The 26,000-nt window shown below is 70.3% G+C and carries 27 protein-coding genes; 10 read left to right on the plus strand and 17 right to left on the minus strand.

Annotated features, from left to right (window positions below):
- Positions 1-3: 3 nt before the first annotated feature.
- The 3 genes from EXW95_RS04375 to EXW95_RS04385 form a co-directional block, all read right to left on the minus strand.
- Positions 4-768, minus strand: a complete 765-nt coding sequence (locus EXW95_RS04375; protein ID WP_254605741.1) for an MBL fold metallo-hydrolase — start codon at positions 766-768, stop codon at positions 4-6.
- Between the two features lie 109 nt (positions 769-877).
- Positions 878-1,429 carry an inosine/xanthosine triphosphatase gene (gene yjjX / locus EXW95_RS04380; protein ID WP_174366431.1) on the minus strand — a complete coding sequence of 184 codons (552 nt, stop codon included), beginning with the start codon at positions 1,427-1,429 and terminating at the stop codon, positions 878-880.
- Positions 1,426-1,848: a DinB family protein gene (locus EXW95_RS04385; RefSeq protein WP_174366432.1), complete on the minus strand. Its 423-nt coding sequence runs from the start codon at positions 1,846-1,848 to the stop codon at positions 1,426-1,428. Before EXW95_RS04385 ends, yjjX begins: the two co-directional genes overlap by 4 nt.
- Before the next feature lie 137 nt (positions 1,849-1,985).
- Here EXW95_RS04385 and EXW95_RS04390 point away from each other — a divergent pair, with 137 nt between their 5' ends.
- Entirely contained in the window at positions 1,986-2,420 is a 435-nt protein-coding gene (locus tag EXW95_RS04390) for a response regulator (protein WP_174366433.1), read from the plus strand.
- A gap of 55 nt (positions 2,421-2,475) precedes the next feature.
- On the opposite strand, the gene EXW95_RS04395 is transcribed toward EXW95_RS04390, so the two are convergent.
- Positions 2,476-3,450 (minus strand): aldo/keto reductase, encoded by a 975-nt coding sequence (locus EXW95_RS04395; protein ID WP_174368812.1) that lies wholly within the window; start codon positions 3,448-3,450, stop codon positions 2,476-2,478.
- A gap of 83 nt (positions 3,451-3,533) precedes the next feature.
- Here EXW95_RS04395 and EXW95_RS04400 point away from each other — a divergent pair, with 83 nt between their 5' ends.
- Positions 3,534-4,913, plus strand: coding sequence for an MDR family MFS transporter (locus EXW95_RS04400; protein WP_174366434.1), 1,380 nt, complete (start codon positions 3,534-3,536; stop codon positions 4,911-4,913).
- A gap of 57 nt (positions 4,914-4,970) precedes the next feature.
- Here EXW95_RS04400 and pdxT read toward each other — a convergent pair whose 3' ends face one another.
- The 5 genes from pdxT to rho all read right to left on the minus strand — a co-directional run bounded on the left by pdxT (position 4,971) and on the right by rho (position 9,583).
- Complete coding sequence (gene pdxT / locus EXW95_RS04405) at positions 4,971-5,561, minus strand: pyridoxal 5'-phosphate synthase glutaminase subunit PdxT (protein WP_174366435.1); 591 nt, start codon at positions 5,559-5,561, stop codon at positions 4,971-4,973.
- Between the two features lie 2 nt (positions 5,562-5,563).
- Positions 5,564-6,454, minus strand: coding sequence for a pyridoxal 5'-phosphate synthase lyase subunit PdxS (pdxS, locus tag EXW95_RS04410; RefSeq protein ID WP_174366436.1), 891 nt, complete (start codon positions 6,452-6,454; stop codon positions 5,564-5,566).
- A 92-nt stretch (positions 6,455-6,546) separates the two neighbouring features.
- Complete coding sequence (locus tag EXW95_RS04415; protein WP_174366437.1) at positions 6,547-6,939, minus strand: response regulator; 393 nt, start codon at positions 6,937-6,939, stop codon at positions 6,547-6,549.
- Positions 6,936-8,270, minus strand: coding sequence for a peptidoglycan DD-metalloendopeptidase family protein (locus EXW95_RS04420; RefSeq protein WP_254605494.1), 1,335 nt, complete (start codon positions 8,268-8,270; stop codon positions 6,936-6,938). Before EXW95_RS04420 ends, EXW95_RS04415 begins: the two co-directional genes overlap by 4 nt.
- 38 nt (positions 8,271-8,308) lie before the next feature.
- The gene (gene rho, locus EXW95_RS04425) at positions 8,309-9,583 is read right to left on the minus strand and encodes a transcription termination factor Rho (protein ID WP_174366438.1); all 1,275 of its coding nucleotides are present in this window, start codon (positions 9,581-9,583) and stop codon (positions 8,309-8,311) included.
- A gap of 603 nt (positions 9,584-10,186) precedes the next feature.
- On the opposite strand from rho, the gene EXW95_RS04430 reads away from it, so the two are divergent.
- From EXW95_RS04430 to EXW95_RS04445, 4 genes are all read left to right on the plus strand, one after another.
- Positions 10,187-10,516 carry a DHCW motif cupin fold protein gene (locus EXW95_RS04430; RefSeq protein WP_174366439.1) on the plus strand — a complete coding sequence of 110 codons (330 nt, stop codon included), beginning with the start codon at positions 10,187-10,189 and terminating at the stop codon, positions 10,514-10,516.
- A 45-nt stretch (positions 10,517-10,561) separates the two neighbouring features.
- Entirely contained in the window at positions 10,562-10,711 is a 150-nt protein-coding gene (locus tag EXW95_RS04435; RefSeq protein ID WP_174366440.1) for a hypothetical protein, read from the plus strand.
- Positions 10,708-13,893, plus strand: a complete 3,186-nt coding sequence (gene ileS / locus EXW95_RS04440; protein WP_174366441.1) for an isoleucine--tRNA ligase — start codon at positions 10,708-10,710, stop codon at positions 13,891-13,893. Before EXW95_RS04435 ends, ileS begins: the two co-directional genes overlap by 4 nt.
- A gap of 95 nt (positions 13,894-13,988) precedes the next feature.
- Positions 13,989-14,498, plus strand: a complete 510-nt coding sequence (locus tag EXW95_RS04445) for a hypothetical protein (protein WP_174366442.1) — start codon at positions 13,989-13,991, stop codon at positions 14,496-14,498.
- A 66-nt stretch (positions 14,499-14,564) separates the two neighbouring features.
- On the opposite strand, the gene EXW95_RS04450 is transcribed toward EXW95_RS04445, so the two are convergent.
- From EXW95_RS04450 to EXW95_RS04460, 4 genes are all read right to left on the minus strand, one after another.
- Positions 14,565-15,311 carry a shikimate dehydrogenase gene (locus tag EXW95_RS04450; RefSeq protein WP_174366443.1) on the minus strand — a complete coding sequence of 249 codons (747 nt, stop codon included), beginning with the start codon at positions 15,309-15,311 and terminating at the stop codon, positions 14,565-14,567.
- Between the two features lie 73 nt (positions 15,312-15,384).
- Positions 15,385-15,594, minus strand: coding sequence for a hypothetical protein (locus EXW95_RS20500; RefSeq protein ID WP_254605495.1), 210 nt, complete (start codon positions 15,592-15,594; stop codon positions 15,385-15,387).
- Positions 15,582-16,136: a tryptophan-rich sensory protein gene (locus EXW95_RS04455; protein ID WP_254605497.1), complete on the minus strand. Its 555-nt coding sequence runs from the start codon at positions 16,134-16,136 to the stop codon at positions 15,582-15,584. Before EXW95_RS04455 ends, EXW95_RS20500 begins: the two co-directional genes overlap by 13 nt.
- Before the next feature lie 67 nt (positions 16,137-16,203).
- Positions 16,204-16,989: a hypothetical protein gene (locus tag EXW95_RS04460; RefSeq protein WP_174366444.1), complete on the minus strand. Its 786-nt coding sequence runs from the start codon at positions 16,987-16,989 to the stop codon at positions 16,204-16,206.
- Positions 16,990-17,103: 114 nt separating this feature from the next.
- On the opposite strand from EXW95_RS04460, the gene EXW95_RS04465 reads away from it, so the two are divergent.
- Entirely contained in the window at positions 17,104-18,102 is a 999-nt protein-coding gene (locus tag EXW95_RS04465) for a hypothetical protein (RefSeq protein ID WP_174366445.1), read from the plus strand.
- Positions 18,103-18,150: 48 nt separating this feature from the next.
- Here EXW95_RS04465 and argJ read toward each other — a convergent pair whose 3' ends face one another.
- Positions 18,151-19,305, minus strand: coding sequence for a bifunctional glutamate N-acetyltransferase/amino-acid acetyltransferase ArgJ (argJ, locus tag EXW95_RS04470; RefSeq protein WP_174366446.1), 1,155 nt, complete (start codon positions 19,303-19,305; stop codon positions 18,151-18,153).
- A 71-nt stretch (positions 19,306-19,376) separates the two neighbouring features.
- Here argJ and EXW95_RS04475 point away from each other — a divergent pair, with 71 nt between their 5' ends.
- Together EXW95_RS04475 and EXW95_RS04480 are read left to right on the plus strand one after the other, a co-directional pair.
- Complete coding sequence (locus tag EXW95_RS04475) at positions 19,377-20,972, plus strand: GMC family oxidoreductase (protein ID WP_174366447.1); 1,596 nt, start codon at positions 19,377-19,379, stop codon at positions 20,970-20,972.
- Between the two features lie 79 nt (positions 20,973-21,051).
- Positions 21,052-21,573: a hypothetical protein gene (locus EXW95_RS04480; protein ID WP_174366448.1), complete on the plus strand. Its 522-nt coding sequence runs from the start codon at positions 21,052-21,054 to the stop codon at positions 21,571-21,573.
- 203 nt (positions 21,574-21,776) lie between these two features.
- Here EXW95_RS04480 and deoD read toward each other — a convergent pair whose 3' ends face one another.
- From deoD to EXW95_RS04495, 3 genes are all read right to left on the minus strand, one after another.
- Positions 21,777-22,484, minus strand: coding sequence for a purine-nucleoside phosphorylase (deoD, locus tag EXW95_RS04485; RefSeq protein WP_046844650.1), 708 nt, complete (start codon positions 22,482-22,484; stop codon positions 21,777-21,779).
- 48 nt (positions 22,485-22,532) lie between these two features.
- On the minus strand, positions 22,533-24,380 hold the full coding sequence (locus tag EXW95_RS04490) for a hypothetical protein (protein WP_174366449.1): 1,848 nt from the start codon (positions 24,378-24,380) through the stop codon (positions 22,533-22,535).
- Positions 24,381-24,450: 70 nt separating this feature from the next.
- Positions 24,451-25,638: a DHHA1 domain-containing protein gene (locus EXW95_RS04495; protein ID WP_174366450.1), complete on the minus strand. Its 1,188-nt coding sequence runs from the start codon at positions 25,636-25,638 to the stop codon at positions 24,451-24,453.
- A gap of 157 nt (positions 25,639-25,795) precedes the next feature.
- On the opposite strand from EXW95_RS04495, the gene EXW95_RS04500 reads away from it, so the two are divergent.
- The gene (locus EXW95_RS04500; protein WP_046842771.1) at positions 25,796-25,990 is read left to right on the plus strand and encodes a hypothetical protein; all 195 of its coding nucleotides are present in this window, start codon (positions 25,796-25,798) and stop codon (positions 25,988-25,990) included.
- The last annotated feature ends 10 nt before the right edge of the window (positions 25,991-26,000 follow it).

A 26,000-nucleotide genomic window follows, 5' to 3' on the forward strand; every position in this document is an offset into this window, starting at 1 on the left:
TGGTCAGGGCTGCGCGGCGCCGAGGGTGAAGCCGCCCTTCGAGTGGGGGCGCAACTGCGCGAAGGCGGTGTCCGGGTCGTGCGGCGTACAGATGACGGCTCCTTCCTCGAACCACTGGCCCAGGTACCGTTTGCGGGTCTCCAGGGTGGTGACGGGGTACAGGTCGTAGCCCATGACATACGCGGTGGGGGCGTGGGCCAGGGTGGGGATCAGGTCGGCGACGTACACGAGGGTCTGGTCGCCGCCGCGCAGGACGACGCCCTGCTGCCCGAGGTTGTGGCCGGGCAGCGGCAGGACGCTCAGACCGGGGCGCAGTTCGTGCTCGCCGTCCACGATCTCGAACAGGCCCGCGTGCTCGATGGGGTCGATGTACGCGCCGATGTAACTGGCGCGGCTGCGTTCGTGGGTGTGGCGCGCGTCGTGGAGTTCCTGTTTCTGCACGACGTAGCGGGCGTTCGGGAAGGTGGGGTCGCCCAGGGTGGTGACGTTCCGTCCGGCGTGGTCGAAATGCAGGTGCGTGTTGATCACGAGGTGGATGTCGTCGGGGCTCAGGCCCAGGGCGTTCAGGCCCCGGAAGACGGTCTCGTCGCGGTCGAGGGCGTACATGGCCTCGAACTTCTCGCCGCCCTGGTCCCACATGCCGGTCTCGACGAGGATGTTCTCGCCGCCCAGCTGGATCAGCAGCGGGTTGATGCGCAGGCGGATGCGGTTCAGTTCGTCGGGGGTGGCAGCGCGTTCCCACAGGACGCGGGGGACGCTGCCGAACATCGCGCCGCCGTCCAGGCGGAACTGCCCGTCGGTCAGGGAGTGGACGGTGGCGGGGCCGATCTGGCGGGACTGGGTCCAGGTGCTCACGCTGCCGAGCCTAGCAGACGACCTAACGGTCGTTCGTTGGCCCGGTGAGCTGCGGGGTGTACAGGTCAGGGTTCAGGGCGGGAGCCAGCGCCAGTGCGAGCGCCTGCGCCCACACGCCGGGGCGCGTCACCAGCCCGCCGGTCAGCGCGCCGACGGTGCCCACCCCGCGCTTCAGGTCGCGGGTGCCCAGCAGGCCGTCCATCACCGGGCCGAGTTCCTGCCCGCCCAGCACGCGGGGCAGCACGAGCGGCGGCAGGGGCAGTTCCGCCGTGCGGGAGGTGTACAGGGTGCCGTCCGCCCGCGTGGCGGCCACCACGCCGAACAGCCAGCCCTGACCGCCCTCGACGCGCACGCCGCCCTCCAGGCCCACGCCCCAGGTCGCGCCGGGCAGCCGCGCGGCACTCCGGGCGCGGTTCACGGCGCCCCGGCGGGTCTCCTCCACCCCGATCGGCTGGTCGCGCACGCCGCTGGGCACGGACACGCCGCGCACCTCCAGCCCCGGAAACAGCGCCGCGAAGACCTCCTGCACCGGCTGGACCTTGCCGGGGTTGAGCGAGCCGACGAGGACGCTCACGCCTGCGGTCCGTGCGGCAGGGTGCCGTGCAGGCGGCGGATCAGGGCGACCTGTCCCCAGTGGTACGCGCTGTGCGCCGCGAGGTCCGTCAGGACGTCCCGCGCGCGGGTGCTGGGGTCCGCCGCGAGCGCCTGCGCCTCGGCCAGTCCGGCCCGCAGGTCCAGCAGCGCCGCGTCCAGCTGTGCGGGGGTGGTCAGGGTCGGCCAGACGTCCAGACCGTCCGGCCAGGACTCGGCGCGGCCGGACGCGAGGTTCAGGCTGGCGCGCTGCGTGACCTGCAGGTGCGCCAGCACCTCCGCCAGGGTGTAGGGCAGCCCGGGCACGCTGCGGGTGGCCTCGGCGTGGGTCAGGCCAGCCAGGAGGGCGTCGGGGGTGCGGAAGGCCGCGCCTCCGGCCAGGGCGTACTGCAGGACGTTCATGCGGTCCAGAGTACCGGGTGGATTTCAAGGCTGGCTCAAGGGTGGGTGGGGAGCGCGTGAACCTGTATGGCGGCACACTGTCATGTCAGGGTGACAGACTGGCCGACAGTGCCCCAGGAGCGGGCCGGAGGCCGCACATGACTCAGACCCCCATGCCCGTTCATATCCTGCTGGTCGAGGACAGCGAGGCAGACATCATCCTGACCCAGGAGGCCTTCCGCGAGGCGGGCATCCTGATCGACCTGAACGTGGCGCGTGACGGTGTCGAGGCGCTGGAGTTCCTGCGTGACCCCACCTGTCCCCGCCCGGACGTGATCCTGCTCGACATCAACATGCCACGCATGAACGGCCTGGAACTGCTGCGCGTCCTCAAGCACGACCCGGCGTTCATGACGATTCCCGTGATCATGCTGACCACCAGCCGCGCCGAGGAGGACATCCTGCGCTCGTATCAGGCGTTCGCCGCGAGCTACGTGGTCAAACCCGTGGAGTTCGGGAAGTTCTACGACGCGATCCAGGCGCTGGGCCGGTACATGCTGACCATCGTGCGCCTGCCGCCGCGCGCCAGCTGAGCGGCGGACAGGAACGGGGCCGCCGAGTTCAGATCGGCGGCCCCGCTTCATGGGATCACTCGGCGCCGAGGTACCAGTTGCGGTCCCAGCGGTGGGCGTGCAACTGCTGCACCTGTGCCTGCGGAAGTCCCTTCCCGTCGGCCAGCGCGACGTTGCGTTCGACGTTACGCACCGAGCGCATCCCGACGATCACGGTGGACACGGCGGGGTGGGACAGCACGAAGCGCAGGCTGGTCTCGGCGAGCTGGTCGGTGCGGATGCCGAGGTCCTGCTCGATGGCGCGCAGGCGGGGTTGCAGTTGCGTCAGGCGGTCGCCGCCGAAGTACCCGTTGCGCCAGTCGCCGTCGGGGAAGGTGGAGTCCTGGGTCAGGGTGCCGGTCAGGCTGCCCTCGTCCAGCGCGACGCGCACGATGACGCCCACGCCGTTCGCGAGGCAGGCGTCGAGCAGGCGGTCCTGCGGGGACTGGTCGAACACGTTGTAGATGACCTGCACGCTGTCCACCGCGCCGGCCTCGACGGCCTTCACGGCGTTGTCGGGCTGGTGGTCGTTGATGCTGATCCCGAAGGCGCGGATCAGCCCGTCGCGCTTGAGCTGCGCTGCGGCGTCCTGCCAGTCGCCCTGACCCAGCCAGGTGTCGTTCCAGACGTGCAACTGCTGCACGTCGATGGTCGGCAGGCCGAGGCGTTCCAGGCTGGCGCGGGTCATGTCGGTGATGTACCCGCCTGGGAACGCCTCGTCGGCGGTGGTGCCGGGCGCGGCGGGCCACTCCATGTTCTTCGGGCTGATCTTCGTGGCGACCAGCGTGCCGGGGTGCTCGCGGGCCACCTGCCCGACGAGGCGTTCGCTGTGGCCGCTGCCGTAGCCCATGGCGGTGTCGATGAAGTTCCCGCCCAGTTCGATGTAGCGGCGCAGGGCGTCCAGGCTCTGGTCGTCCTGGGCGCCTTTCCACATGTCGGCGCCGATGCCCCAGGCGCCGTAGCCGATCTCGGTGACGTTCAGGCCGCTGCGGCCGAGGGGTCGTTGGTGCATGCTCATGCGCAGACTGTAACGATTCAGATCGTGTGAATCCAGTCCCACCCCTGACCCGGCGTTCACGGGAGTACGCTGCGCGGGTGAATGCCCTCCCCAACCTGAGCCCGCAGGCGCGGCAACTGGCCACCACCGGCCTGATCGTGGGCGTGTTCCTGGCCGCGCTGGAGGCCAGCGTGGTCGCCACCGCCATGCCCAGCGTCATCCGCGACCTGGGTGGCGAGCACCTGTACGCCCTGCCGTTCGCCGTGTACCTGCTGACCAGCACCGTCAGCAGCCCCCTGTGGGGCCGCGCCAGCGACGTCGTGGGGCGCCGCCGCCTGTACCTCGCGGCCATCGTGATCTTCCTGATCGGCTCGGCCCTGTGCGGGCAGAGCCACTCCATGGGCCTGCTGATCGCCGCGCGGGTCGTGCAGGGCATCGGCGCGGGCGGCCTGCTGCCCCTGACCCTCACGATGGTCGGCGAACTGTACTCGTTGCAGGAACGCAGCCGCGTGCAGTCCCTGATCTCCGGCGTGTGGGGCGTGTCCGGGCTGGTCGGGCCGCTGCTGGGCGGCTGGCTCACGGAGGCCGTCTCGTGGCGCTGGACCTTCTACGCCAGCCTGCCGTTCGGCGTGGCGGCACTGCTGCTGGCCCTGCGTTTCCTGCCGGAGACCGGGCAGCCCCGCCCCGCCCGGATCGACTGGGCGGGCGCGGCGCTGTTCACGCTGGGCAGCGGTCTGGTCGTGTGGGGCCTGGAGCAGCGGCAGTGGCTGCTGGTGGGCCTGGGCGCCGCGACGCTGGTGGGCGCGATCCTGCTCGAACGGCGCCACCCGGACCCGCTGCTGCCCATGCGCGCCCTGCGCGAGCGGCTGCCGCGCGTGGCGTTCGCGGGGAACCTGCTGGGCGGCGCGGCGTACTTCGGCGTGATCGCTTACCTGCCGCTGTACGCGCAGGGCGTCACGGGCGGCGGGGCCACGGCAGGCGGCGCGATCCTGACGCCCATGCTGGTCGGCTGGACGCTGACCGCCATCGTCACCTCGCGCCTCGTGAAGACCGTTCCCCTGGCGCGCATCGCGCAGGCGGGCTTCGCAGTGCTCGTCGTGATGTTCGGCGCGCTGACGTTGGCGGTGCACGCGCCGCTGTGGGTCACGAGCGCCCTGGGCTTCGCGGTGGGGACCGGCATGGGCTTTTCCATGTTGAGCCTGCTGCTGGCCGCGCAGGAGTCCTCTGCACGCGAGGAACTGGGCGCCGTAACCAGCGGCGTGCTGTTCGCCCGGCAGATGGGCGGGGCGCTGGGCACCGCGCTGATGGCGCTGCTGATCGGCTCGGCCGCCATCCAGAGCGGCGGCTTCGAACTCGCCGAGGGCCTGCGCCGCGCGTACCTGCTGGCGCTGGGACTGGTGGTGGTGGCCCTGGCGCTGAGCCTGCGCCTGCGCGTCACCCGGCCCACGCAGGCCCCAACATCCGCGAGCAACGACTGACCGATCACAGAACAGGCCGCCACCCCATTCAGAGGTGGCGGCCTGTGACGCCCACGTTCAGGCGGGCGTGAGGCAGCCCTGGAGGAACAGCGCGTGCAGGCGGTCGTCCCCGGTGAGTTCCGGGTGGAACGCGGTGGCGAGCACGCGGCCCTGCCGCACCGCGACGGCCTGCCCCCCGTACTCGGACAGGACCTCCACGCCGTCGCCGACGCGGGCGAAGGCGGGCGCGCGGATGAACACGGCGGGGAACGCGCCGTTCAGGCCGCGCACGTCCAGTCCGGTCGTGAACGAGTCGATCTGCCGCCCGAAGGCGTTGCGCTGCACCGTCACGTCCAGCAGGTCCAGGCTGTCCTGACGGCCGAACTGCGGCGGGGCGCCCTGCACCTCACGGGACAGCAGGATGGCGCCCGCGCAGGTGCCCCACAGCTGCCCGCCGCGCGCGTGGAAGGCCCGCAGGGGTTCCCACAGCGCGTACTCGGTCATCAGGCGGGCCATGGTGGTGCTTTCCCCGCCGGGGAGGATCAGGCCGTGCAGGCCGTCCAGGTCCGCCGCGAGACGGACCTCGGTCACCTGGGCGCCCAGGCGTTCCAGGGCGGCGCGGTGCTCGCGGAACGCGCCCTGGAGGGCCAGCACGCCGATGCGGGCCATGTTTACCAGCCGCGCGCGGCGAGGCGCTCGGCGGGAATCAGGTCGTCGATGTTGATGCCGGTCATGGGCGCGCCCAGGTCCTCGCTGATCTCGGCGAGCACCTCGGGGTTCTGGAAGTGCGTGACGGCCTTCACGATGGCCTGCGCGCGGCGCTCGGGGTTGTCGCTCTTGAAGATGCCGCTGCCGACGAACACGCCGTCCAGGCCCAGGAGCATCATCAGCGCGGCGTCGGCGGGCGTGGCGACGCCACCGGCGGCGAAGTTCACGACGGGCAGCTTGCCGTGCTCGTGGACGTAGCGGACCAGTTCGTACGGGGCCTGGAGGTCGCGGGCGACGGTCATGAGTTCCTCGGCGGGGCGGGCCTGGATGTGCTTGATCTCGCCCAGCACGGTGCGGGCGTGGCGGACGGCCTCGATGACGTTGCCGGTCCCGGCCTCGCCCTTGGTGCGGATCATGCTGGCGCCCTCGCCGACGCGGCGCAGGGCCTCGCCGAGGTTCTTGGCGCCGCACACGAAGGGCACTTTGAAGTCGTGCTTGAGGATGTGGTACTGGTCGTCGGCGGGGGTCAGGACCTCGGACTCGTCGATGAAGTCCACGCCGAGCGCCTGGAGGATCTGCGCCTCGACGATGTGCCCGATGCGGACCTTGGCCATGACGGGGATGCTGACGGCGCCGATGATCTCCTTGATCATCTTGGGGTCGCTCATGCGGGCCACGCCGCCGTCCTTGCGGATGTCGGCGGGGACGCGTTCGAGGGCCATGACGGCGGTCGCGCCGGCGGCCTCGGCGATGCGGGCCTGGTCGGCGGTGACGACGTCCATGATGACGCCGCCCTTGAACATTTCAGCGAAGCCCTGCTTCAGGGCGGGGGTACCGGTGCTTGCTTCGGTCATATGTGCAGGGTAGACCAGAACTGACCCCCCAGGAAGGGTCACATGGACACCATCAGGGGGGTCAGATTCAGGCAGGGGGAATCCAGTCCAGATCAGCTGGACAGCTTGCGCCGCCGGGCCTCCTCGATCCGCTCGACGAGTTGCGACGGTCGGAACGGCTTGACCAGGTACTCCTGCACCACGTCCGGCCCCAGGTCCGGCATCACCGCCGGGCGCGCCAGCCCGGACAGGAACACCACGGGCGGCAGCGCCGCGCCGTACTGCGCCGCCATGCGCCGCACCGTCTCGAACCCGTCCCAGGGCGTCATCAGGACGTCCATGACGATCACGTCGATCTGCTCGCGGGCCAGGACCTCCAGCGCGACCGGGCCGCTGCCCGCCGGGCAGACCTCGTAGCCCTGGATCGACAGGGTCAGGTCCAGCAGTTCCAGGATCTGTGCCTCGTCATCCACGACCAGCAGGCGCACGGCGTCGGGCGACGTCACGGCAGCAGGCCCAGCGGATCGACCGTCTGCCCGTTCAGACGCACCTCGAAGTGCAGGTGCGGACCGGTGCAGATCCCGGTGCAGCCGATATAGCCCAGCAGCTGCCCCTGCTGGACCGATTGACCCGCCACGACCGCCGTGCGGCTCATGTGGCCGTACACCAGCGTGCTTCCCCCACTCTGCGTGAACACGTTCAGACCATACGCCCCGAAGCCGCTCTGCGTGACCTCACCTGCCGCAGCGGCGTAGATCGGCGTGCCGTAGGGCGCGGCCAGATCGATGCCACCGTGGAACACCTGACGGTGGAATTCGATGTCCTGCTCGGCGTACCGGCTGGTCAGGCGGTAGTTGCGCATCGGCCAGATCAGCCCGCTGCGCCCGGGGCCCATCCCGGCGGCCGTGACGCTGGACCGCTGCGCGGACTGCCGCGCGCGGGCCTGCGCGGCCGCCTGCGCCGCCTCGAACTGCTGCTGGCGTTCCAGCGCCGCGATGGCCGCCTTGCGTTCGGGGCTGTTCTTCCACGCCAGGAACTTCTCGTACTGCGCCTGCGCCTCGTACTTCTCCTCCAGACGCTCTCGTTCCCGCTGTTTCTTCCACGCGACGAACTTCTCGTACTGCGCCTGACGCTGCGCGGCGACCTGCGCGCGCCGCTCGGCCTCGCGGCGGTCGGCGAGCTGCTGCGCGAAGCCCTCGGCGCGGATGCCGGGCAGCAGCAGCTGATCCCCGACGTTCAGTTCGGTGGGCAGCACGTCGTTCGCCTGCGCGGTCGCCACGAGGTCCGCGCCGTACCCGGCGATCAGCGACAGGGCGCTCTGACCGGGCTTGATCCGCACGAGCAGGCCGCGCGCCCCGGTCGGGACGTTCAGGGTGCTGCCGACCTCCAGCCGGTCCAGGCTGGTGCGGTCCAGGTTCACGCCGAGCAGGTCCACGACCGTGATCCCGAATTTCCCCGCGACGCGGGCCAGCGTGTCGCCCGGACGCACGCGGTACGTGACGACCGATGAGGGCCGCAGCGGCTGGCGTTCCTGCACGCGGCCCGGCAGGGTCAGCTGCACCAGTTGCGTACTGCCACGCGCGGAGACGAGTTTCACCGCGCCGGACGTCACGCCGTAGCGGCGGGCGACGTTCGGCAGGGGCGTGGTGCGGGTCGTGACGATCTGCATGACCCGCTCGCCGCTGTCACGGCTGAGGATGACGTCCGCCGGGGCGTCGAGGTTCAGTTGCAGGGGGGCCAGCAGCCGTTCGGCGGGGGCCTGTTGGGCGTGGGCGAGGCCCAGCAGGGCGCCGAGGGTCAGGAGCCGCGTCGCGCGGCGAAGGGGTGACAGGGACAAGGGTGAGCTCCGGTGGTTCAGGATCGAGTGGGCGAACGTCAGCCGCCGGCCAGGGCCGCCAGGAATTCGACGTTGTTGCGGGTTTTTCCCATGCGGGACAGCAGCATTTCCATCGCGTCCGCGGGGTCCATGTCGCTGATGACCTTGCGCAGCAGCCACATCTTCTTCAGGACTTCGGGCTGCAGCAGCAGTTCCTCGCGGCGCGTGCCGGACTTCAGGATGTCCAGCGCCGGGAAGATCCGGCGTTCCTCGAGGCGGCGCGACAGCACGAGTTCCGCGTTGCCGGTGCCCTTGAATTCCTCGAAGATCACGTCGTCCATGCGGCTGCCGGTTTCCACCAGGGCGGTCGCCAGGATGGTCAGGCTGCCGCCCTCGCGGATGTTGCGCGCGGCCCCCAGGAAGCGCTTGGGCCAGTGCAGGGCGTTGCTGTCCAGACCGCCGGACAGGGTGCGTCCGGTGGGCGGGGTGACGAGGTTGTTCGCGCGGGCCAGTCGCGTGATCGAGTCCAGCAGGATCACGACGTGCCCACCTTCCTCCACGATGCGGCGGGCGCGTTCGTGCACGAACTCCGCGACGCGCACGTGATGCTGGGGCGGCTCGTCGAAGGTACTGGCGATCACCTGCGCACCCTGCACGCTCTCGCGGAAGTCCGTGACCTCCTCGGGGCGCTCGTCGACGAGCAGGACCATCACGGTCACGTCCGGGTAGTTCTTGACGATGGAGTTCGCGACCTTCTTCAGCAGGCTGGTCTTCCCGGCCTTGGGCGGCGCGACGATCAGCGCACGCTGCCCGCGCCCGATGGGCACCAGCAGGTCCACGACGCGCAGGCTCAGCCCATCGTCCATGGTCGGATCTTCCAGCACCAGCTGCGCGTCCGGGAAGGTGGGGGTCAGGTCGTCGAAGCGCGGGCGGCGGCGGGCCGTCTCGGGGTCCACGCCGTTCACGGCCTCCACCTGCACCAGCGACCCGAAACGTTCGTTCTCGCGGGGCTTACGGGCGCGGCCGATGATCTCGTCCCCGGTGCGCAGGTGGTACTGCTTGATGACCCCAGCGCTGATCAGCACCGTGCGGCTGTTCGGGTCGAGCAGGTCGGCCTGCAGGAAACCGTACCCGTCGGGGCTGATCTCCAGGAAACCGCGCGCGAGCAGCTGGCCCTCGCTGGCCGCCTGATGCTCCATGATCGCCAGGGCCAGGGCGTCTTTTTTCAGTTTGCGGTAGTTCTCGATGCCGTACCCGGCGGCGATCAGGTGCAGTTCGGGCAGGATCTTCTGCTGCAGTTCGTGGTACGGGAGGCTCTGGTGGGTGTCGGTCACAGCGGGGCCTCCGTGGGTGGGAACCTGTCAGGCACGCCCGCCACGCGCGCGGCGGGCTGGTCGTTCAGGCAGGTGGGATGGATTGAGATCATTCGTCACGTACTCCTGAAACCGATTCTAAACGCGCGCTGACGCTTTTCACACGTACGCGCCGGGGGCAGGGGGGGTGGGACGCTGGAGGAACGGACGTCCAGCATACCCGCAAGCGCGGCCCGCCGGGGGACCACGTTGACCGCCCCCAGCCTGCCGCCCTACCATGAGGGGCACCCCAGACCGGGGTGAGACAGCAGAGGCGACCGAGAGGACAGTAGGGCCGCAGGGCAGCGCGAGCGAGTCAGGGACGGTGGAAGCCTGACGCCAGCCGCGAGCACCGAACATCACCTCCCGCGCCGGCGGAAGAAAGGCCAGCAGGCCGACTAGACCCGCCCGGACACCCCCCGGCAGAGGGCCAATGGAGACCGGCACGCGCCGGTGAAGTTGGGTGGTACCACGCACCAGCTCCCCACGGGGGCGGCGCGTCCCAGCACCGTCCCCCCACGTGGGGGCGTGACCGCTGAGACCCGCCGCCCCCTTACTGTTGCCCTGTCCCCGGAGGCCTGAACCATGCACCTGACCGACATTCCCTTCGGGGTGACCACCTGGGCCGACGTGCCCGCCACCGACCACCCCGGCGAGCGCGGCGCGGCGACGTGGCGCACCCGGCAGTTCGGCGCGGTCCGCGTGCGGATGGTCGAGTACTCCGCCGGGTACCTCGCCGACCACTGGTGCGAGAAGGGCCACGTCCTGCTCGTGCTGGCCGGGCAGCTGGACACCGAACTGGCCGACGGGCGCACCTTCACGCTGCGGCCCGGCGAGTCGTATCAGGTGGCTGATCATGCCGAAGCGCACCGGTCGAGCACCGCCGTGGGGGCCACGCTGTTCATCGTCGACTAGCCGCCCCCTCTCCCCTGTCCTGACCCGCACCCGCCGGAGGTGACCATGCCCCGCACCCGAATCCACCACACCCGACTGGCCAACACCACGCCCCTCTGCCCCGCCCGGCCCAGGCGGCCGATTCGGACGCGGGTGACCCCCGCCTCCGACGCCCGACCCACCACGACCCTCACCGCCCACCCGGAGATCACATGACCGACAAGAAGACCCTCTTCACGCCCGTGCAGGGCAACCCGAACTTCCCCGCGCTGGAACAGGGCATCCTCGACTTCTGGAAACGCGAACGCGTGTTCGAACGCTCGCTGGAACAGACCCAGGGCGGCCCCGTCTTCACGTTCTTCGAGGGGCCACCCACCGCGAACGGCCAGCCCGGCGTGCACCACGTCCAGGCCCGCTCGTTCAAGGACCTCTTCCCGCGCTTCCGGACCATGCAGGGCTTCCACGTGCCCCGCAAGGCCGGCTGGGACACGCACGGCCTGCCGGTCGAGCTGGGCGTCGAGAAGAAACTCGGCCTGAACAGCAAACGTGAGGTCGAGGCGTACGGCATCGACAAGTTCAACGCCGAGTGCCGCGCCAGCGTGTTCGAGTACGAGGCCGAGTGGCGCCGCTTCACCGAGCGCATGGGCTACTGGGTGGACCTGGACGACGCGTACATGACGCTGCACAGGGACTACATCGAGAGCATCTGGTGGAGCGTCAAGAACCTCAGCGAGAAGGGCCTGCTGTACAAGGGCTTCCGCGTCGCGCCGTACTGCCCCAAGGACGGCACGACCCTGAGCAACGCCGAGGTCAGCGAGGGGTACAAGGACATCCAGGACCCCAGCGTGTACGTGCCGTTCCGCCTGACCGACCCGGCCCGCCTGGGCCTGGAGGACGGCGCGGCGTTCCTGGTGTGGACGACCACCCCCTGGACGCTGCCGTACAACGTGGGCGTCGCCATCCACCCGGAGTTCGAGTACGTGGCCGCGCGCGACAAGGACGGCCACGTGCTGATCCTGGCCGCCAGCCTGCGCGCCGAGGTGCTGGGCGAGGACGCCGAGGTCGTGAAGACCTTCAAGGGCAGCGAACTGGAGCGCGTGGCGTACCAGCCGCTGTTCACGGAAGCCTACGAGGCCGAGGGCGAGGGCAAGCCCGTGTGGATGTCGGGTCTGGACACCTACGTGTCCGACAGCGACGGGACCGGGATCGTGCACACCGCGCCCGCCTTCGGTGAGGACGACATGCGCCTGGCGCGGAACTACGGCTTCCCGGTGATCGTCGGTGTGGACGGCGAGGGCAAGCACCGCTTCGGCCCCTGGCAGGGCGTGTTCTTCCGCGACGCGAACACCGAGATCGTCCGCGACCTGCGCGCGCGCGGCCTGATGTGGCGCGAGAAGAACTTCCTGCACGCCTACCCGCACTGCTGGCGCTGCGGCACCCCGCTGATGTACTACGCCACCGAGAGCTGGTACCTGAACAACACCCGCCTCAAGGAGCGTCTGATCGAACTGAACCAGACGATCGACTGGCACCCGCCGCACATCAGGAACGGCCGCTACGGCGGGTGGCTGGAGAACCTGATCGACTGGAACCTCTCGCGCAACCGCTACTGGGGCACGCCGCTGCCCGTGTGGGAGGCCGAGGACGGCGAGTACCGCGTGATCGGCAGCTACGCCGAACTGGCCGAACTGAGTGGCCGCCCCGAACTGACCGGCCCGGACTTCGACCCGCACCGGCCGTTCGTGGACGACATCACCTTCGAGGCGGATGGCAAGACCTTCCGGCGCGTGCCGTACGTGATGGACGTCTGGTACGACAGCGGCAGCATGCCGTTCGCGCAGCACCACTACCCCTTCGAGAACAAAGAAAAATTCGAGAACGGCGGCTTCCCCGCCGACTTCATCGCGGAGGCCATCGACCAGACGCGCGGCTGGTTCAACAGCCTGCACCAGATCGGCACGATGGTGTTCGATTCCGTGGCGTACAAGAGCGTCATCTGCTCCGGGCACATCCTGGACGAGAAGGGCGCGAAGATGAGCAAGAGCAAGGGGAACGTCGTGAACCCCTGGGACGTGTTCGAGCAGTACGGCGCGGACGCCGCCCGCTGGTACATGTACGTCAGCGCGCCGCCCGAACTGAGCCGCCGCTTCGGCATGAACCTCGTGGGCGAGGCGTTCCGCTCCTACTTCCTGACGCTGTGGAACACCTACTCGTTCTTCGTGCTGTACGCCAACCTGGACCAGCCGGACCTGAAGGCCGCCGCGCCCGCCGATCAGCGTCCCGAGGTGGACCGCTGGCTGCTCGCCAAGGTGCAGGCCCTGATCGCCACGGTCACGGGCGCGCTGGAGAACTACGACCCGACCGGGGCCAGCCGCGCCCTGCAGGACTTCGTGGTGGAGGACCTGAGCAACTGGTACGTGCGCCGCAACCGCCGCCGCTTCTGGGCCGGGGACGACGGCGCCGACCACAACGCGTACGCCACGCTGCACTACGCCCTGGTGACCGTCACGCAGCTCACCGCGCCGTTCACGCCGTTCCTCGCCGAGACGCTGTACGGGAACCTCGTGCGCTCGCTGGTCCCGGACGCGCCCGACAGCGTGCACCTCACCCCCTGGCCCAAAGTCGACGAGGCGCTGGCCGCCCCGACCCTGGTGGGCGAGATGGACGCCGTCCTGCGCGTCGTCAGCCTGGGTCGCGCCGTTCGCGGACAGACCGGCATGCGCCAGCGTCAGCCCCTCCCGAAGGTCATGGTCCGCGCCCGCACCGCCGACCAGACCCAGGCGCTGGGCCGTTTCGCCGAGCAGCTCAAGGAGGAACTGAACGTCAAGGAGGTCGAACTGATCGACCAGTACGCGGAACTCGTCAGCTACGTGCTGCGCCCCAACCTCCCGGTGCTGGGCAAGAAGTTCGGGAAGGCCGTCCCGCAGGTCCGCGCCGCGCTGGCCGCCGCCGACGCCAGCGAGGTCGCCCGCTTCGTGCGCGACGGCAAGCAGTTCGAGGTCATCGCCCCGACCGGTGAACGCTTCGAACTCGGGCCGGACGAGGTCCTCGTGGACGCCAAGTCCCCCGAAGGCTTCGCCGCGCAGGAGGAAGCCGGGTACCTCGTCGCGTTCGACACCACCCTCACCCGCGAACTGGAACTCGAAGGGCTCGCCCGCGACCTCGTACGCGGCGTGCAGGACGCCCGCAAGAAGGCCGGATTCGAGGTGCAGGACCGCATCGCCCTCCACCTGGACCTTCAAGGCGACGCCCGCGAGGCCGCCGAAGCGTGGCAGGAATACCTGATGAGCGAAACGCTGGCCGAGACGCTGGTGTTCGCCGCCGCCGACGGCTTCGAAGCCGAACTCGAAGGCGGGAAGGCCTACCTGCAGAAACTGGACACCGCCAGCCACAACTGAGCGGAAGGTCACCATCCTGATCGGGAAGGCTGACAGGTGGGGCGCATCCGGCAGACGGGTGCGCCCCTGTCCTTCTGGCCGCCTACACTGCCTGCGTGCTGTCTGAAGTCGTGATGTGGCTGACCCTGTGCCTGGCTTTCTTCGCGCCACTCGTGTGGCCTGTGCACCGGCCGTCGAGTCTGGTGCTGCTGGCCCTGGCGGCGGTCGGGACGGGCCTGTGCCTCTTGCTGCCTTCCGCCCTGCGGCTGAATGTCGTGACGTTGCTGGTCGCGTTGATCTCCGGGTACGGGAGTGGCTTCACCCTGCACCTGGTCAGGCGGGCATTGGTACCTTCGGCCCCGGTGGCCCCGACTCCGCGCCCCCAGCGGGACGAACTGGCCTGGGCCCGCGCCCTGGGTGGGTTCGTGTTCCTGGGCTTCGGGCTGAGTTTCTGCTTCGCTCTGGGTCAGGGGAACGCGGATGCGGTGACGGTGGCCTTCGCGGTCCTGCAACTGGCGGCAGGCGTGTTCTTCCTCCCCGGCGCGCTGCTGGTGAGGGTCGGTGCTGCCGGACTGCTGGCGGTCGTGGCGACGATCCTCGGCACGGCTTTTCCTGCCCCGGCGTGAACCGGGCGAGGCCTGAAGCGGGGAGAGGCGCACCCCACATCCGGGTGCGCCTCTCCCCTTTTTCCCTTACACGAGGGCCTGCAGGGCTCCTTCGAGTTCCTGCGGGTGGAAGCGCTGACCGGTGGCGTGTTCCAGCTGACGGGCGAGGCGGCGCAGGGGGAGGTCGCGCAGGTCGAGGGTGCTGGCGCCGCTGCCGGTGACGCTGGCGCGGCCGGTCAGGTCGATGACGGTGTGGTACGGCTGCACGAGTCCACTGGGGAGCGGTCCGGCGGTGAGCACGATCAGGTCGGCGCGGGCGGCGAAGTCGCCGACGCTGGGGTCGCGGCGGCTCAGGGGGTAGGCGCGGCGTCCGGCGGGGAGGTCGCGGGCGGCGCGTTCCGCTTCGGGGGTGCTCTCGGCGGCGATGCCGATCTCGGTGAAGCCCAGCCGGGCGAGGGGCAGGGCGAGGGCGAGGTCGTGGGCGTCCACACCGAGGATCAGGGCACTCGCGCCGCGAGAGGCGTACCCGCTGGCGTCCAGCGCGTCGGTCAGGGCGTCGCTGAGGGCGAAGGTACCGTGGAATTCGCCGCTCAGGGCGATGGCGTCCACGCGTCCCACGCGGCGGGCGACGGCGTCGGGTGTGACAGCGCCGAGCGCGTGCGTTTCCTGGCTGGGGTGGACGAGTGCGCCGGTAAAGTGGAGGGTGCGGCTGGCGTCCAGCACGGCGCGCAGGTCGTCAGTGGGGACGTTCACGGCGATCAGGCCGAGGTCGCGCAGGGCGCGGGCGGCCGGGGCGGGGTAGCCGATCAGGGCCAGGGGCGAGTCGGGATGCATGTGAAGTTCAGTGTAGCGACCGCAGATGGGCCGCTGCCGGTCATGCCCGCAGCGGCCCATCCAGGGAGTGAGATTACAGGGCGGTGCGGCGGGTCCGCAGGCTGAGCAGGGCGCCCAGCACGACGATCACGGCGGCGATGGCGACGCCGGTCACGACGGTCGCGGCGTCGGGACGGGCGACGTACACGCCGTAGAAGGCCCACAGCAGCACCCCAGCGAAGGCGTAGTCGTGGAAGCGGGCCAGGAAGAAGACGCCGATCGCGGCGGCGATCACGACGAGCACGGCGGACCAGACGGGGCGCTGAGGCCCAGCGCGCCGGTGGTCACGCCGACGCTGACGAGGTACGCGGTGATGTTGGCGATCGTGGCGACGCTGATCCAGCCCAGGTACAGCGAGGTGGGCAGCGCGAGCGTCCAGCGTTCCGCGCCCTGAGGCGGCAGGCCGCGCACCGTGAGGTACAGCCAGACGAGGCTGGCGAGCAGGGCCAGCATGATGATCACGCTGGGGCCGAAGTTGAGGCTCTGGAAGGCCAGCAGCCAGGAGACGTTCAGCAGGTTGCTCAGCAGGAACGGCCAGAACAGCCGGTCATAGCGGGGGCCGCGCTGGGCGGGCAGCGCCTGGTACACGGCGAAGACCAGCAGGCCCAGGAAGATGGGGCCCCACACGGCGAACGTGAGTCCGGCGGGCGTGAAGGCGTTCGGGAGGGCGTCGCTGACTTCCTTGTTGGAGTTGCCGAAGAGCGGGAGGGCGTTGCTGAGGTAGTTCATCACGAGCGTGAGGATCGTGGCGAGCAGTAGCGTGATCTGCCTGGGAAGTCCGGTCATGCGTTCAGCGTAGGAGGCGACCCTTCGTGGGGCTGTCGCCTCGCGCCCAGTCTGCGCGCGTGGGGCTTCAGGTGTTCTTGAGGTTCGCCCCGGCGCGGCGGGCGGCGACGGTCAGGCACGCGGCAGCCAGTGGAAGGAGCCCCCGCGATTGCCGCGTGAGCAGCCCGGCGGCCAGGGCCAGCGTGGCGACCTGCCGGGCGCGGCGCACCTCCTCGGCCCGCACGGCGCGCGGGGCGCGGTCGCAGGCGCTCTGCACGGGTTCCGGCGCGGTCAGGTCACGGGCCAGCGGCAGGGCGGCCGCCGACAGCAGTGCGCCCGTCCACGACCCGCCGCTCGCGGGGCCCAGCGGGGGCAGCAGCGCACCCATCAATGGGGTCACGCTCCGCCCGCCTCCGGTCAGGAGGGGCGCCGCACCGGCCACCAGCGCCCCCACCGTGCCGCCCGTCCCCGCCGCCGCGAGCGACTGCGCCAGCAGACCCAGGTGGTCGGTGCGGGTCAGGGTCTCCCCCGTCGTCCCCGCGATTCCCCGCAGGCCGGACAGCACCGCCACCGCGGGCAACAGCGGCGCCAGCCCTCCGCCCCGGCTGACCAGTCCGGCCACTGCCGCCACGGGCAGCGCCGCGTTCGCCGTCGCCGGGTGGTCCGGGTCGAGTTCCCGCGCGGTCGCCCACGCCAGGAACGCCGCGCCCCCTGCACCCACCGCGTCCGCCCAGCCCCGCCCGCGCAGGCGGGCCAGCGCCACCGTCCCCAGCAGTCCCAGCGCCGCCACGCGGTTTGACAGGTACGTGAAGTCCAGCGGACGCGCCAGCGCCGAACGGGAGGCAGCCGGGCGAAGGGGAGATTCGGCACTCATGTCCGCACCCTACCCTCCACCGCCGGTCGGGCGGGGCAATCGGTAAGGAATGCTGAGCAGCGCGAGTGGCACATGAGGGGAGTTGGACGGGACGCCGGTGTCAGATTGAGCGGCATGACCGAGACGCCGCTGTGGTTCACCACGTCCGACCCACACACGCGGGCGCCGCTGGCGCCGATGCTGGACAGGTCGGCGGTCACGCCTGATCCCGCGTGGGTGAAGGGTCAGGTGGGGCGTGTTCCCTTCGCGCTGGTCGCGGCGGGGCAGGCGGCGGATCAGGTGCCGCTGCGCTGGGAGGGTCGGGGATACTCCGGCGCCGCGCTTCGCGTTCAAGGGCGGGTGGCGGCGCTGATCGGGATGGGGTCGGCCACGCTGCCCGCGCTGTTTCACGTGCTGCCCCTGACTCGGCGTCCTTCCCTGGCGGGAGTGGATGGCCTGCAGGACGCTCTGGCGGGCGGCCTGCAGGCGCTCGATGGGGCGACTGTCACGCGGCTGGCGTCGCTCCTCCCGCCGGGGTGGTACGTGGCGGGTCTGGTCACGACCCGCCCGTCGGTGGTGGTGCCGGGCGGCCCGCTGGACTACATGACGCACGAGCGGGAGCGGTACTGGCCGGGCGATCGTCAGCAGGGCTCCTGGCCCGGAGCGGACGTGCCCAAGGCACCACCGGCCCTGTCCTACCGCGCGCCGGGCTGGCGGGAACCGGGCGTGATCTCGTACACGGGTGGTCGGCAGGTACCGGGCGAGGAGGCAGGCGTCTCGGTCCTGCTGCCCACACAGGAGACAGAGTCACTGGAGGCCCGGAGGGTGGCGTTCTACCGTGAGCAGTTCCGGGCCGGGGCGCGCCCCACGGCGGTCTGCCTGCAGGTGATCGAGGAGCGGGACAGCAACAGTCAATGGGAGGGGACACTGCTGTCGAACCTGACCCTGGCCGTGAACGTGATCGTGGATGGGCACCACAAGGTGCAGGCGGCGGCGCTGGAGGGCGCGGCGCTGACCGTGCTGACGTTCACCGCCCTGCCGTTCACCGCGACGCCACGTGTCCTGAAAACGTGGATCGAGCGCACGCAGCGGCACCTTTCCCGGTTCGACGCGCTGTCCAGATCGGCGGAATGACGCGGGGGGCAGGCACCACGTCCCGCCCCCCGCACACCGCCAGCCCAATCAGGTCGTGTAGTCGGCGTTGATGCTGACGTATTCGGCGCTGAGGTCGCAGCCCCAGGCCTCGCCGCGCGCGTCGCCGACGCCGAGGTCGATGGTGAAGACGACCTCCTCGGCTTTCATGCTGGCGCTGACCTGCGCGTCGTCGTACGGGAGGGGTTTGCCCTGGAAGACCGGGTGGTCCTGCACAGTGACGCGGAGTTTCTCGATGTTCACGCCGGCGCCGCTGCGGCCGACGGCCATGATGACGCGGCCCCAGTTGGGGTCGTTGCCGTGCACGGCGCTTTTCAGGAGGGGGCTGACGCAGCAGGTGCGGGCGGCGGCGAGGGCCTCGGCTTCGGTGCGGGCGCCGCTGACCTGCACGGTCAGGAGTTTGGTGGCGCCTTCGCCGTCGGCGGCGATCTGCCGGGCGAGGTCACGCATGACGCCCTCAAGGGCGGCCAGGAATTCGGTGAGGTCGGCGGGTCCGGCCTGGCCGTTGCACAGGACGACGGCCATGTCGTTGGTGCTGGTGTCGCCGTCGACGGTGACGGCGTTGAAGGTGCGGTTCACGATGGCGGGGAACGCGTCGCGCAGCGCGGCCTGATCGATTTCTGCGTCGGTGAACGCGAAGGCGAACATGGTCGCCATGTCGGGGTGGATCATGCCGCTGCCCTTGGCGGTGCCGACGATGCGCGCCCCGCTGCTCAGGGTGGCTGACGCGGTCTTGGGTCGGGTGTCGGTGGTCATGATGGCGCTGGCGAAGGCGTCCGCGCCGCTGTCGAGTTCGTCGGGCAGGTGCTCGATGCCGCTGAGGACCTTATCCATGGGCAGCAGGTGCCCGATGATGCCGGTGCTGGCGGTCAGGACCGCTTCGGGCTGGACGTTCAGGACGCTGCCGAACGCGTCGGCCATGTCGGCGTTGTCATGGGCGCCGCGGGTGCCGGTGGCGGCGTTGGCGTTCCCGGCGTTCACGAGCAGCGCGCGGATGGGGGCGCCCTGCGCGTACAGGTCGCGGTTGCGGGTGACGCACGCGGCGGCGGTGGTGCTGCGCGTCCCCGCGAACGCCCAGGTGCAGTCAGTGCTGCTGGTGACGCCGCTCAGGTCGGTCTTGCCGCTGGGTTTGATCCCGGCGGCCATGGCGGCGGCGGTGAAACCGGTGGGAAAGGTGAGGCTCATGTACGGGAGTGTACCGGGCGGTCTGCCCGGACCGGGAGGGCGCGCGGGGTGGGCGTCTATACTCGGGGCACATGACAAGCGGGGACGCAGGGCAGGGGCGCGTGGATTTCATCGTGGTGGGGGCCGGTTCGGGCGGGTGTGTGGCGGCGCGGCGGCTGCTGGACGCGGGCACGCGGGTGCTGCTGCTGGAGGCGGGCGGACCGGACTCTCACCCGCTGATCCGCGCGCCGGGTGCATTCAACAAGCTGTTCCGCACGTCGGTGGACTGGAACCTGACGACGGTGCCGCAGCCGCGCGCGGCGGGTCGGTCGTTCTACTGGCCACGCGGGAAGGTGCTGGGTGGCAGCAGTGCGATCAACGCGACCATCTGGATTCGAGGCTCGCGGCGGGATTTCGACAGCTGGGGCGACGGCTGGACCTGGGAGGACGTGCTGCCGGAGTTCCGCGCGCTGGAGTCGTATCGGGGTCCGGCGTCCGAATTGCGCGGCGTGGACGGCCCGATGCCTGCCGGGGCGCGCGGCGCGTCCCATGAGCTGAGTCATGCGTTCGTGAAGGCGGCGGCGGTGGGGCTGGGCGTGCCGGTCGTGGAGACCTTCAATGATGGCGTGCTGGACGGCGCCGGTCTGTTCGAGAGCAATCACCTGGGCGGCGAGCGCTTCAGTGCGTTCCGGGCGTTCCTGAAGCCGGTGCTGGACCACCCGAACCTGACGGTCCTGACCGGCGCGCACGTGCTGGAACTGCTGTGGGACGGGAACCGTGCGGCGGGTGTGCGGCTGCGCTGGCGGGGCCGGACGCTGGACGCCCCGGCGGGCGGGGTGATCCTCACGGCGGGCGCGGTGCAGACGCCGCAACTGCTGATGCTGTCGGGGATCGGACCGCGCGCGGAACTGGACCGGCACGGCATCCCGGTCCGCGTGGCACTGGAGGGCGTGGGTGGTGGCCTGCAGGATCACCTCGCGGTGCCGGTGATCAGCCGATCGCGGATCACGAGTCTGGACCGGGTGCCGCAGGGCGAGGCGCTGGCGCGGTACCTGTGGAACCGCAGCGGGCCGCTGAGCAGCAATGTCGCGGAGGCCTGCGCGTTCACGCACGCCCCACCGGGCCTGAGCAGCCAGGACGATCCGGACATCCAGTTCCATTTCGGTCCGGCGTACTTCCGGGATCACGGGTTCCGGACCGAGCCGGGCAATCATTTCTCGGTGGGGCCGGTGCTGGTGGACGTGCACAGCCGGGGCCGCCTGAGCCTGGCGTCGCGCGACCCGCTGGCGGCGCCCGTGATCGATCCGGGGTACCTGACGGACGAGCGGGACGTGCAGAGTCTCGTGGCGGGCGTGCGGCAGGCGCGCGAGATCGCCGCGACCCCTCCCCTGTCCGAGCTGCGCGGCGCGGAGGTCCTGCCGGGCGAGGGGCACCGCAGTGACGCGGCGCTGCGCCAGCACGTGGCGCGCGAGTGCGCGACCCTGTACCACCCGGTCGGCACGGCGGCCCTGGGCGACGGGGAGGACGCCGTGGTGAGCCGTGAACTGGCGGTACGGGACGTGCGGGGTCTGTGGGTGGGGGACGCGAGCGTCATGCCGCGCATCATCCATGCGAACACGAACGCGACGAGCATGATGATCGGCGCGCGGGCCGCGACCTTCGCCCTCCGGGCAGATGGGCTGGGCTGACGTGAGATTGATGCGAATCGCACAGTCCTCATGCTCGGTTCACGAGCGTTCTCACCTCTCACGCTAGGGTGGCACTGACATGAAGCCCCGCTCCCTTCTCCTGACGCTCGCCGCCCTGACCCTGGGCGCCGCCAGCGCGGTGCCCGTGAAGCTGGGCAGCGTGCCGGTGACCGTCGAACCGAACGCCAAACTCCTGACCCTGAGTGCCGCCGGAATCCGCACCGCGTTCCCCAGCGCCGCCGGGCGCCCCGACGCCGTCTTCATGACCGAGGACCGCAAGGTCAGCGTCGCGTTCGAATGGCGCGCCAGCAAACTGAACAGGACCGAGGTCGGCAAACTCGTCGAGCAGTTCCCCAGCGTCATCCGCGCGCAGGTGCCCAACGTGAAGACCCTCAAGGCGAACCTGCTGCAGGTCAGCGGCACGCCCTGGGCGCAGTTCATCTTCACCACCCCCAGCCAGGGCGACGAACTGCGCCGCGAACTGCTCGTCACCAGCGCCGGGGGCCGCATGCTGGTCGTGACCATCGCCGGGAACCTGAAGGACTACGCGAAGAACGAGGCCGTGGTCCGCACCCTGACGAACAGCGTCCGCGTGAACTGACCTTCACCGAAATGGGGGCGTGCGCCGGAGGATCAACCCCGGCGCACGCCCCGTTGTCTGTGTACATTTAGGCGAATTCCGTTTGTTTCGCTGACAATCCGTGACCTCACCGGATTGCCAGCTCCACGTCCGGAACCCGCTTTGCTCCTTCTCGCATCCGCTCGGGTTGAAAGATTTTGCAAACCTTTCAACCGGAGTTGGTATTACTCGCCGAGCGCGGCGTCGAGGGCGATCTCGATCATGGCGTTGAAGGTCAGCTGGCGTTCCTCAGCGGTAGTTTCCTCGCGGGTGACGAGGTGGTCACTGATGGTAAGGACAGTCAGGGCCTTCACGCCGTGCTTGGCGGCCAGGGTGTACAGCCCGGCGGCTTCCATCTCGACGGCCAGCACGCCGAAGTCCGCCCAGATTTTGTACTGGTCGAAGTCGTCGTGGTAGAAGGTGTCGCTGCTCATGATGTTGCCGACGTGCGTGGCGTGGCCGCGTTCGCGGGCGATCTGGTAGGCGCGCATCAGCAGGTCGAAGTCGGCGATGGGGGCGAAGTTCTTCGCGCCGAAACGGATGTTGTTGATGTTGCTGTCCGTGCACGCGGCCTGCGCCAAGACGATGTCGCGCACGTGCACGTCCGCCTGGTAGCTGCCGGCCGTGCCGACGCGGATCAGATTCTTGCAGCCGTACTGGGTGATCAGTTCGCTGACGTAGATCATGGAGCTGGCGATGCCCATGCCGGTGCCCTGCACGCTGACGCGCTTGCCCTTGTACGTGCCGGTGTAGCCGTGCATGCCGCGCACGGTGTTGTGCAGGACGGGGTCGGTCAGGAACGTCTCGGCGATGTGCTTGGCGCGCAGGGGGTCGCCCGGGAGGAGGACGGTTTCGGCGATCTGGCCGGGTTCAGCGTTCAGGTGAATACTCATGACCCCTGAGCCTATCAAGTTCCGGCGCGGCTGTGAATGTCCCCATGCTCAGCGTTGGAAGGTCAGGAGGGTGGCGGCGCTGTCCGTGCCGAGCTGACCGCGCCCGACGAGGAGTTGAGTTCCGGCGGCGTTCCAGGTGAGCCCGCCGTCGTACATGGACAGTTTCGGGCTGCGCGCGACCTCCTGACCGTCGCTGACGCGCAGCACAATGACGTGCGGCAGGTCCCCGGACGCGTTCACGGCGAGGTGGGTGCCGTCGGGGCTGAACGCGAGGTCCTCGATCCAGCCGCCCAGGGTGACCTGCTTGTAGGGGGTGGTGTCCTCGTCCCTGAACAGCCAGATCTGGTTCTTGCCGCCCCGGCGGACACTGACGGCCAGGGTGCCGTCGGCGGCGCTCGCCAGCAACTTGGGGGTGGTGTCCTCGGGGAACTGCGCCTGACTGATGAGTTCCCGCTCGGTGGTGTCGATCCGCAGGGCGTGCCCCTGCTCCGTGATGAGGGCCAGCACCCTGCCCCCGGCGCTGACCGCGACGTCCAGGAACGTGTCGTCCGGGTCGATGTCCAGGTCCTCCAGCGCCTCGACGGACAGGCCGAAGACTTTCTTCCCGGTGGCATCGAACAGTTCGGCGTACGAGCCGGAGTTCACGATGACCAGTGTGCCGTCCGGGCTGGCGGTGATCAGTTCCGCGTCGCTCAGGTCGATCTCGTACAGGTCGTCCGTGGTGTCGAAGCCCTGCTCGCCCAGCAGCGCGAGGTACGGCTCGAAGTTCAGTTCGTCTTCCAGCACGCCGAAGCCCTGCCCGGCGGCGGACGCGATGGACCGCAGCCACGTCTCGTCCTCCGTGATGACCTGCGGCGTGGCGGACAGGCGGTAGCCGACGCTGGCGCTCGCGGCGACGGGCGTGCCGTTCAGGAAACCGCTGTCGCTCGCGTGACTGGCCGGGTACAGCAGTTCCCGCGCAGCCAGGGGCCTGGCGAGGGGGGCGATCCGGGCGGGAACATCCTGCGCCAGGAAGATCACGTTCTGCCCGTCGGGTGAGATGCGCAGCACCTCCCCGCTGTAGTGACTGGTGGGCGCGTCACCCTGACCGGACTGCAGGTTCCAGCGTTGCAGTTTGTTCTCCGCCTTCGCGTACAGGACGCCAGGGGACGCGAAGGCCAGCGAGGCGCGCTCGCCGTGCAGGGTCAGGGTGCGGTTCGCGCCGGGCTTCAGGATCAGCCCCTTCCTGCCGTCGCAGCTGGCCGCCCCCACGCTGCCGTCCGGGGCGATAGCCAGGGCGTACAGGGTCTTGCAGGGCAGCGGCTGCCCCACGGCCTTCCAGGCGACCGGGTCCCACAGGGTCACGTTGCCCTTCCCGTCCGCCACCATGGCCCGCTTTCCATCGGGGGATGTGACGAGGTTCAGGAAGGGACTTTCGAGGTTGAGGACCTGATCCTTCCCTGGGTTCCAGAGGACGGTGGTGTCGCGCAGGCCCTCAGCGACCAGGATCACCTGTCCGTCCGCGCGGAACTGCGCGGAGGTGACGTTCAGGTCCTCGAAGGTGTTCAGCAGCCGCCCGTCACTGAGGCTCCAGGCGTACGCCACCCCGTCGCTGATCGCGGTAAGGAGGTCCCCGGCCGGGCTGACGTCCACGTGCGTGACCGGTTCGCTGGGACCGCGAAGGGTCATCAGAACCCGGTCGGGCTGGGCGGCGGACGCGATGTTGACGGTGTTGTCGGTCGCCACCGCGAACCGCTGGCCGTTCTGGAACCACGCGGCGTCCTGGCCGGTCGCGCCGCTCAGCCTGTACGAGGCGGCGACGGTCAGGCTGGCCGCGCCTGCCGTGCCTGCACTCAGCAGGAGGGCCAGGGTGGTGAGGTTCAGGGCCGTCAGGTGCGCGCGCCGGGTTCGGGTCATGCCTGCACTGTAGGAACCGGGCGGGACAGTTGACGGGACAGTTCCACGCCCGCGCGTCAGGCGGGGACGGTCAGGCCGGGACAATCAGGGTCTCGCGGACGGCCCGCGTGAAAGCGGGGACGTCGGGGGTGCTGCCCTGCGCGAGGTCCGGGCGCCCGCCGCCCTTGCCGCCGCTGGCGGTCAGCGCGGCGCGTAGCAGGGTCCCGGCGTTCACGGTGGGCTGCGCGCTGCCGATGCCCACGCGGCCCGCGTCGGTGACCGCCACGACGACCTCGCCGGGCGGAAGATCGGTCAGCGCCGCCTGGAGTCCGGCCGGGTCACTCAGGGTGATGACGCGCAGGGTCACCTCACCGTGCGTCTCGGTGGGGGCGGCGTCCCGTAGCGTGCGGGCGTGCGTGGCATGCAGGGCGTCCAGTTGCGCGGCCAGCGCGGCCCGCTCGGCGGTCAGGGCGTCCACGCGTTCCGGCAGCCGCTCGACCGGCACGCTGAACCCCTGGGCGAGGCGCCGCGCGTCGGCGTACACGCTGCCCAGGTACTCGGCGGCCTCCTCGCCTGCCATGAAGGTCACGCGGGTCACGCCGCCCTTGATGCGTTCGGTGCGCAGGATCACGACCGGGGCGGCCATGCTCGCGCGCGGGACGTGCGTGCCGCCGCAGGCGCTCACGTCGAACGGCGTGCCGTCCGCGCGGCGGTAGATGACCAGCCGCGTGTCGCCCCGCACCTTCGATTCGCGCCGCAGGGGGTACCCGTGCAGGTCGGCCTCGGGCACGACCGGGGTGTCCAGGGTCAGTTCGTCGCGGCCCAGCGTCTCGCGCAGCAGCGCCTCGGCGGCGCGGACGTGCGACTCGGCCGGTTCACCACTCAGGTCGATGGTGCACTCCGGAGCGTTCATGTTCACGGCCACCACCTCGAACACCGGGTTCACCTGCACGAACGCCTGGGCGAGCAGGTGCTCGGCGCTGTGGCGCTGCATGTGCCGCCAGCGGCGATCCCGGTCCACCTCGCCCTGCACGGCCCGCCCGACCGGCGGGAGCATGCCGTCCAGCGTGTGCCAGATCAGCCCGGTCGCCTTGTCACGGCGGCTGCCGGTCACGTGAGCCTCACCGCCGTCCCAGCGGAGCGTGCCCGTGTCGGCCGCCTGCCCACCGGCGTCCGGGTACAGGGCGGTGGCGTCCAGCGCGACCTCGTGGCCGTGCGCGTGCGTGACGGTGCCGGTGAAGGTCATCCGGGTGCTGTCGTGGTACAGGGGGCGGGTCATGCCGCCCAGGGTAGCGCCGCCGACCTCAGGGTCACCTCAAGACCATGTGAATTCACCGTCAAGAGCGGCTGAACCTTTCATTTCGGCAGCGTCAGACACACATTCCTACACTGGGGTCATTCAAGCGGGAGCGGTGTCCGCCCCTCAGGAGGAACATATGTCGAACTTCGGAATCTACATGATCGGGATCATCGTGCTGATCGTGGCACTGTTCATCGCCGGGAACGCCTTCGCGTGGCCGCAGTCCTACACCCTGATCGGCGCGGTCGTGCTGCTGGGCATCGGCATTCTGGCGGGCGTGACGAGCACCAAGCGCCGCGACCCGCCCGCCGGTGATCCGCCCGTCCGCTGATCGTCGCCGG

The sequence above is a fragment of the Deinococcus sp. JMULE3 genome (assembly GCF_013337115.1).
In the GTDB taxonomy this organism is placed as follows: Bacteria; Deinococcota; Deinococci; order Deinococcales; family Deinococcaceae; genus Deinococcus.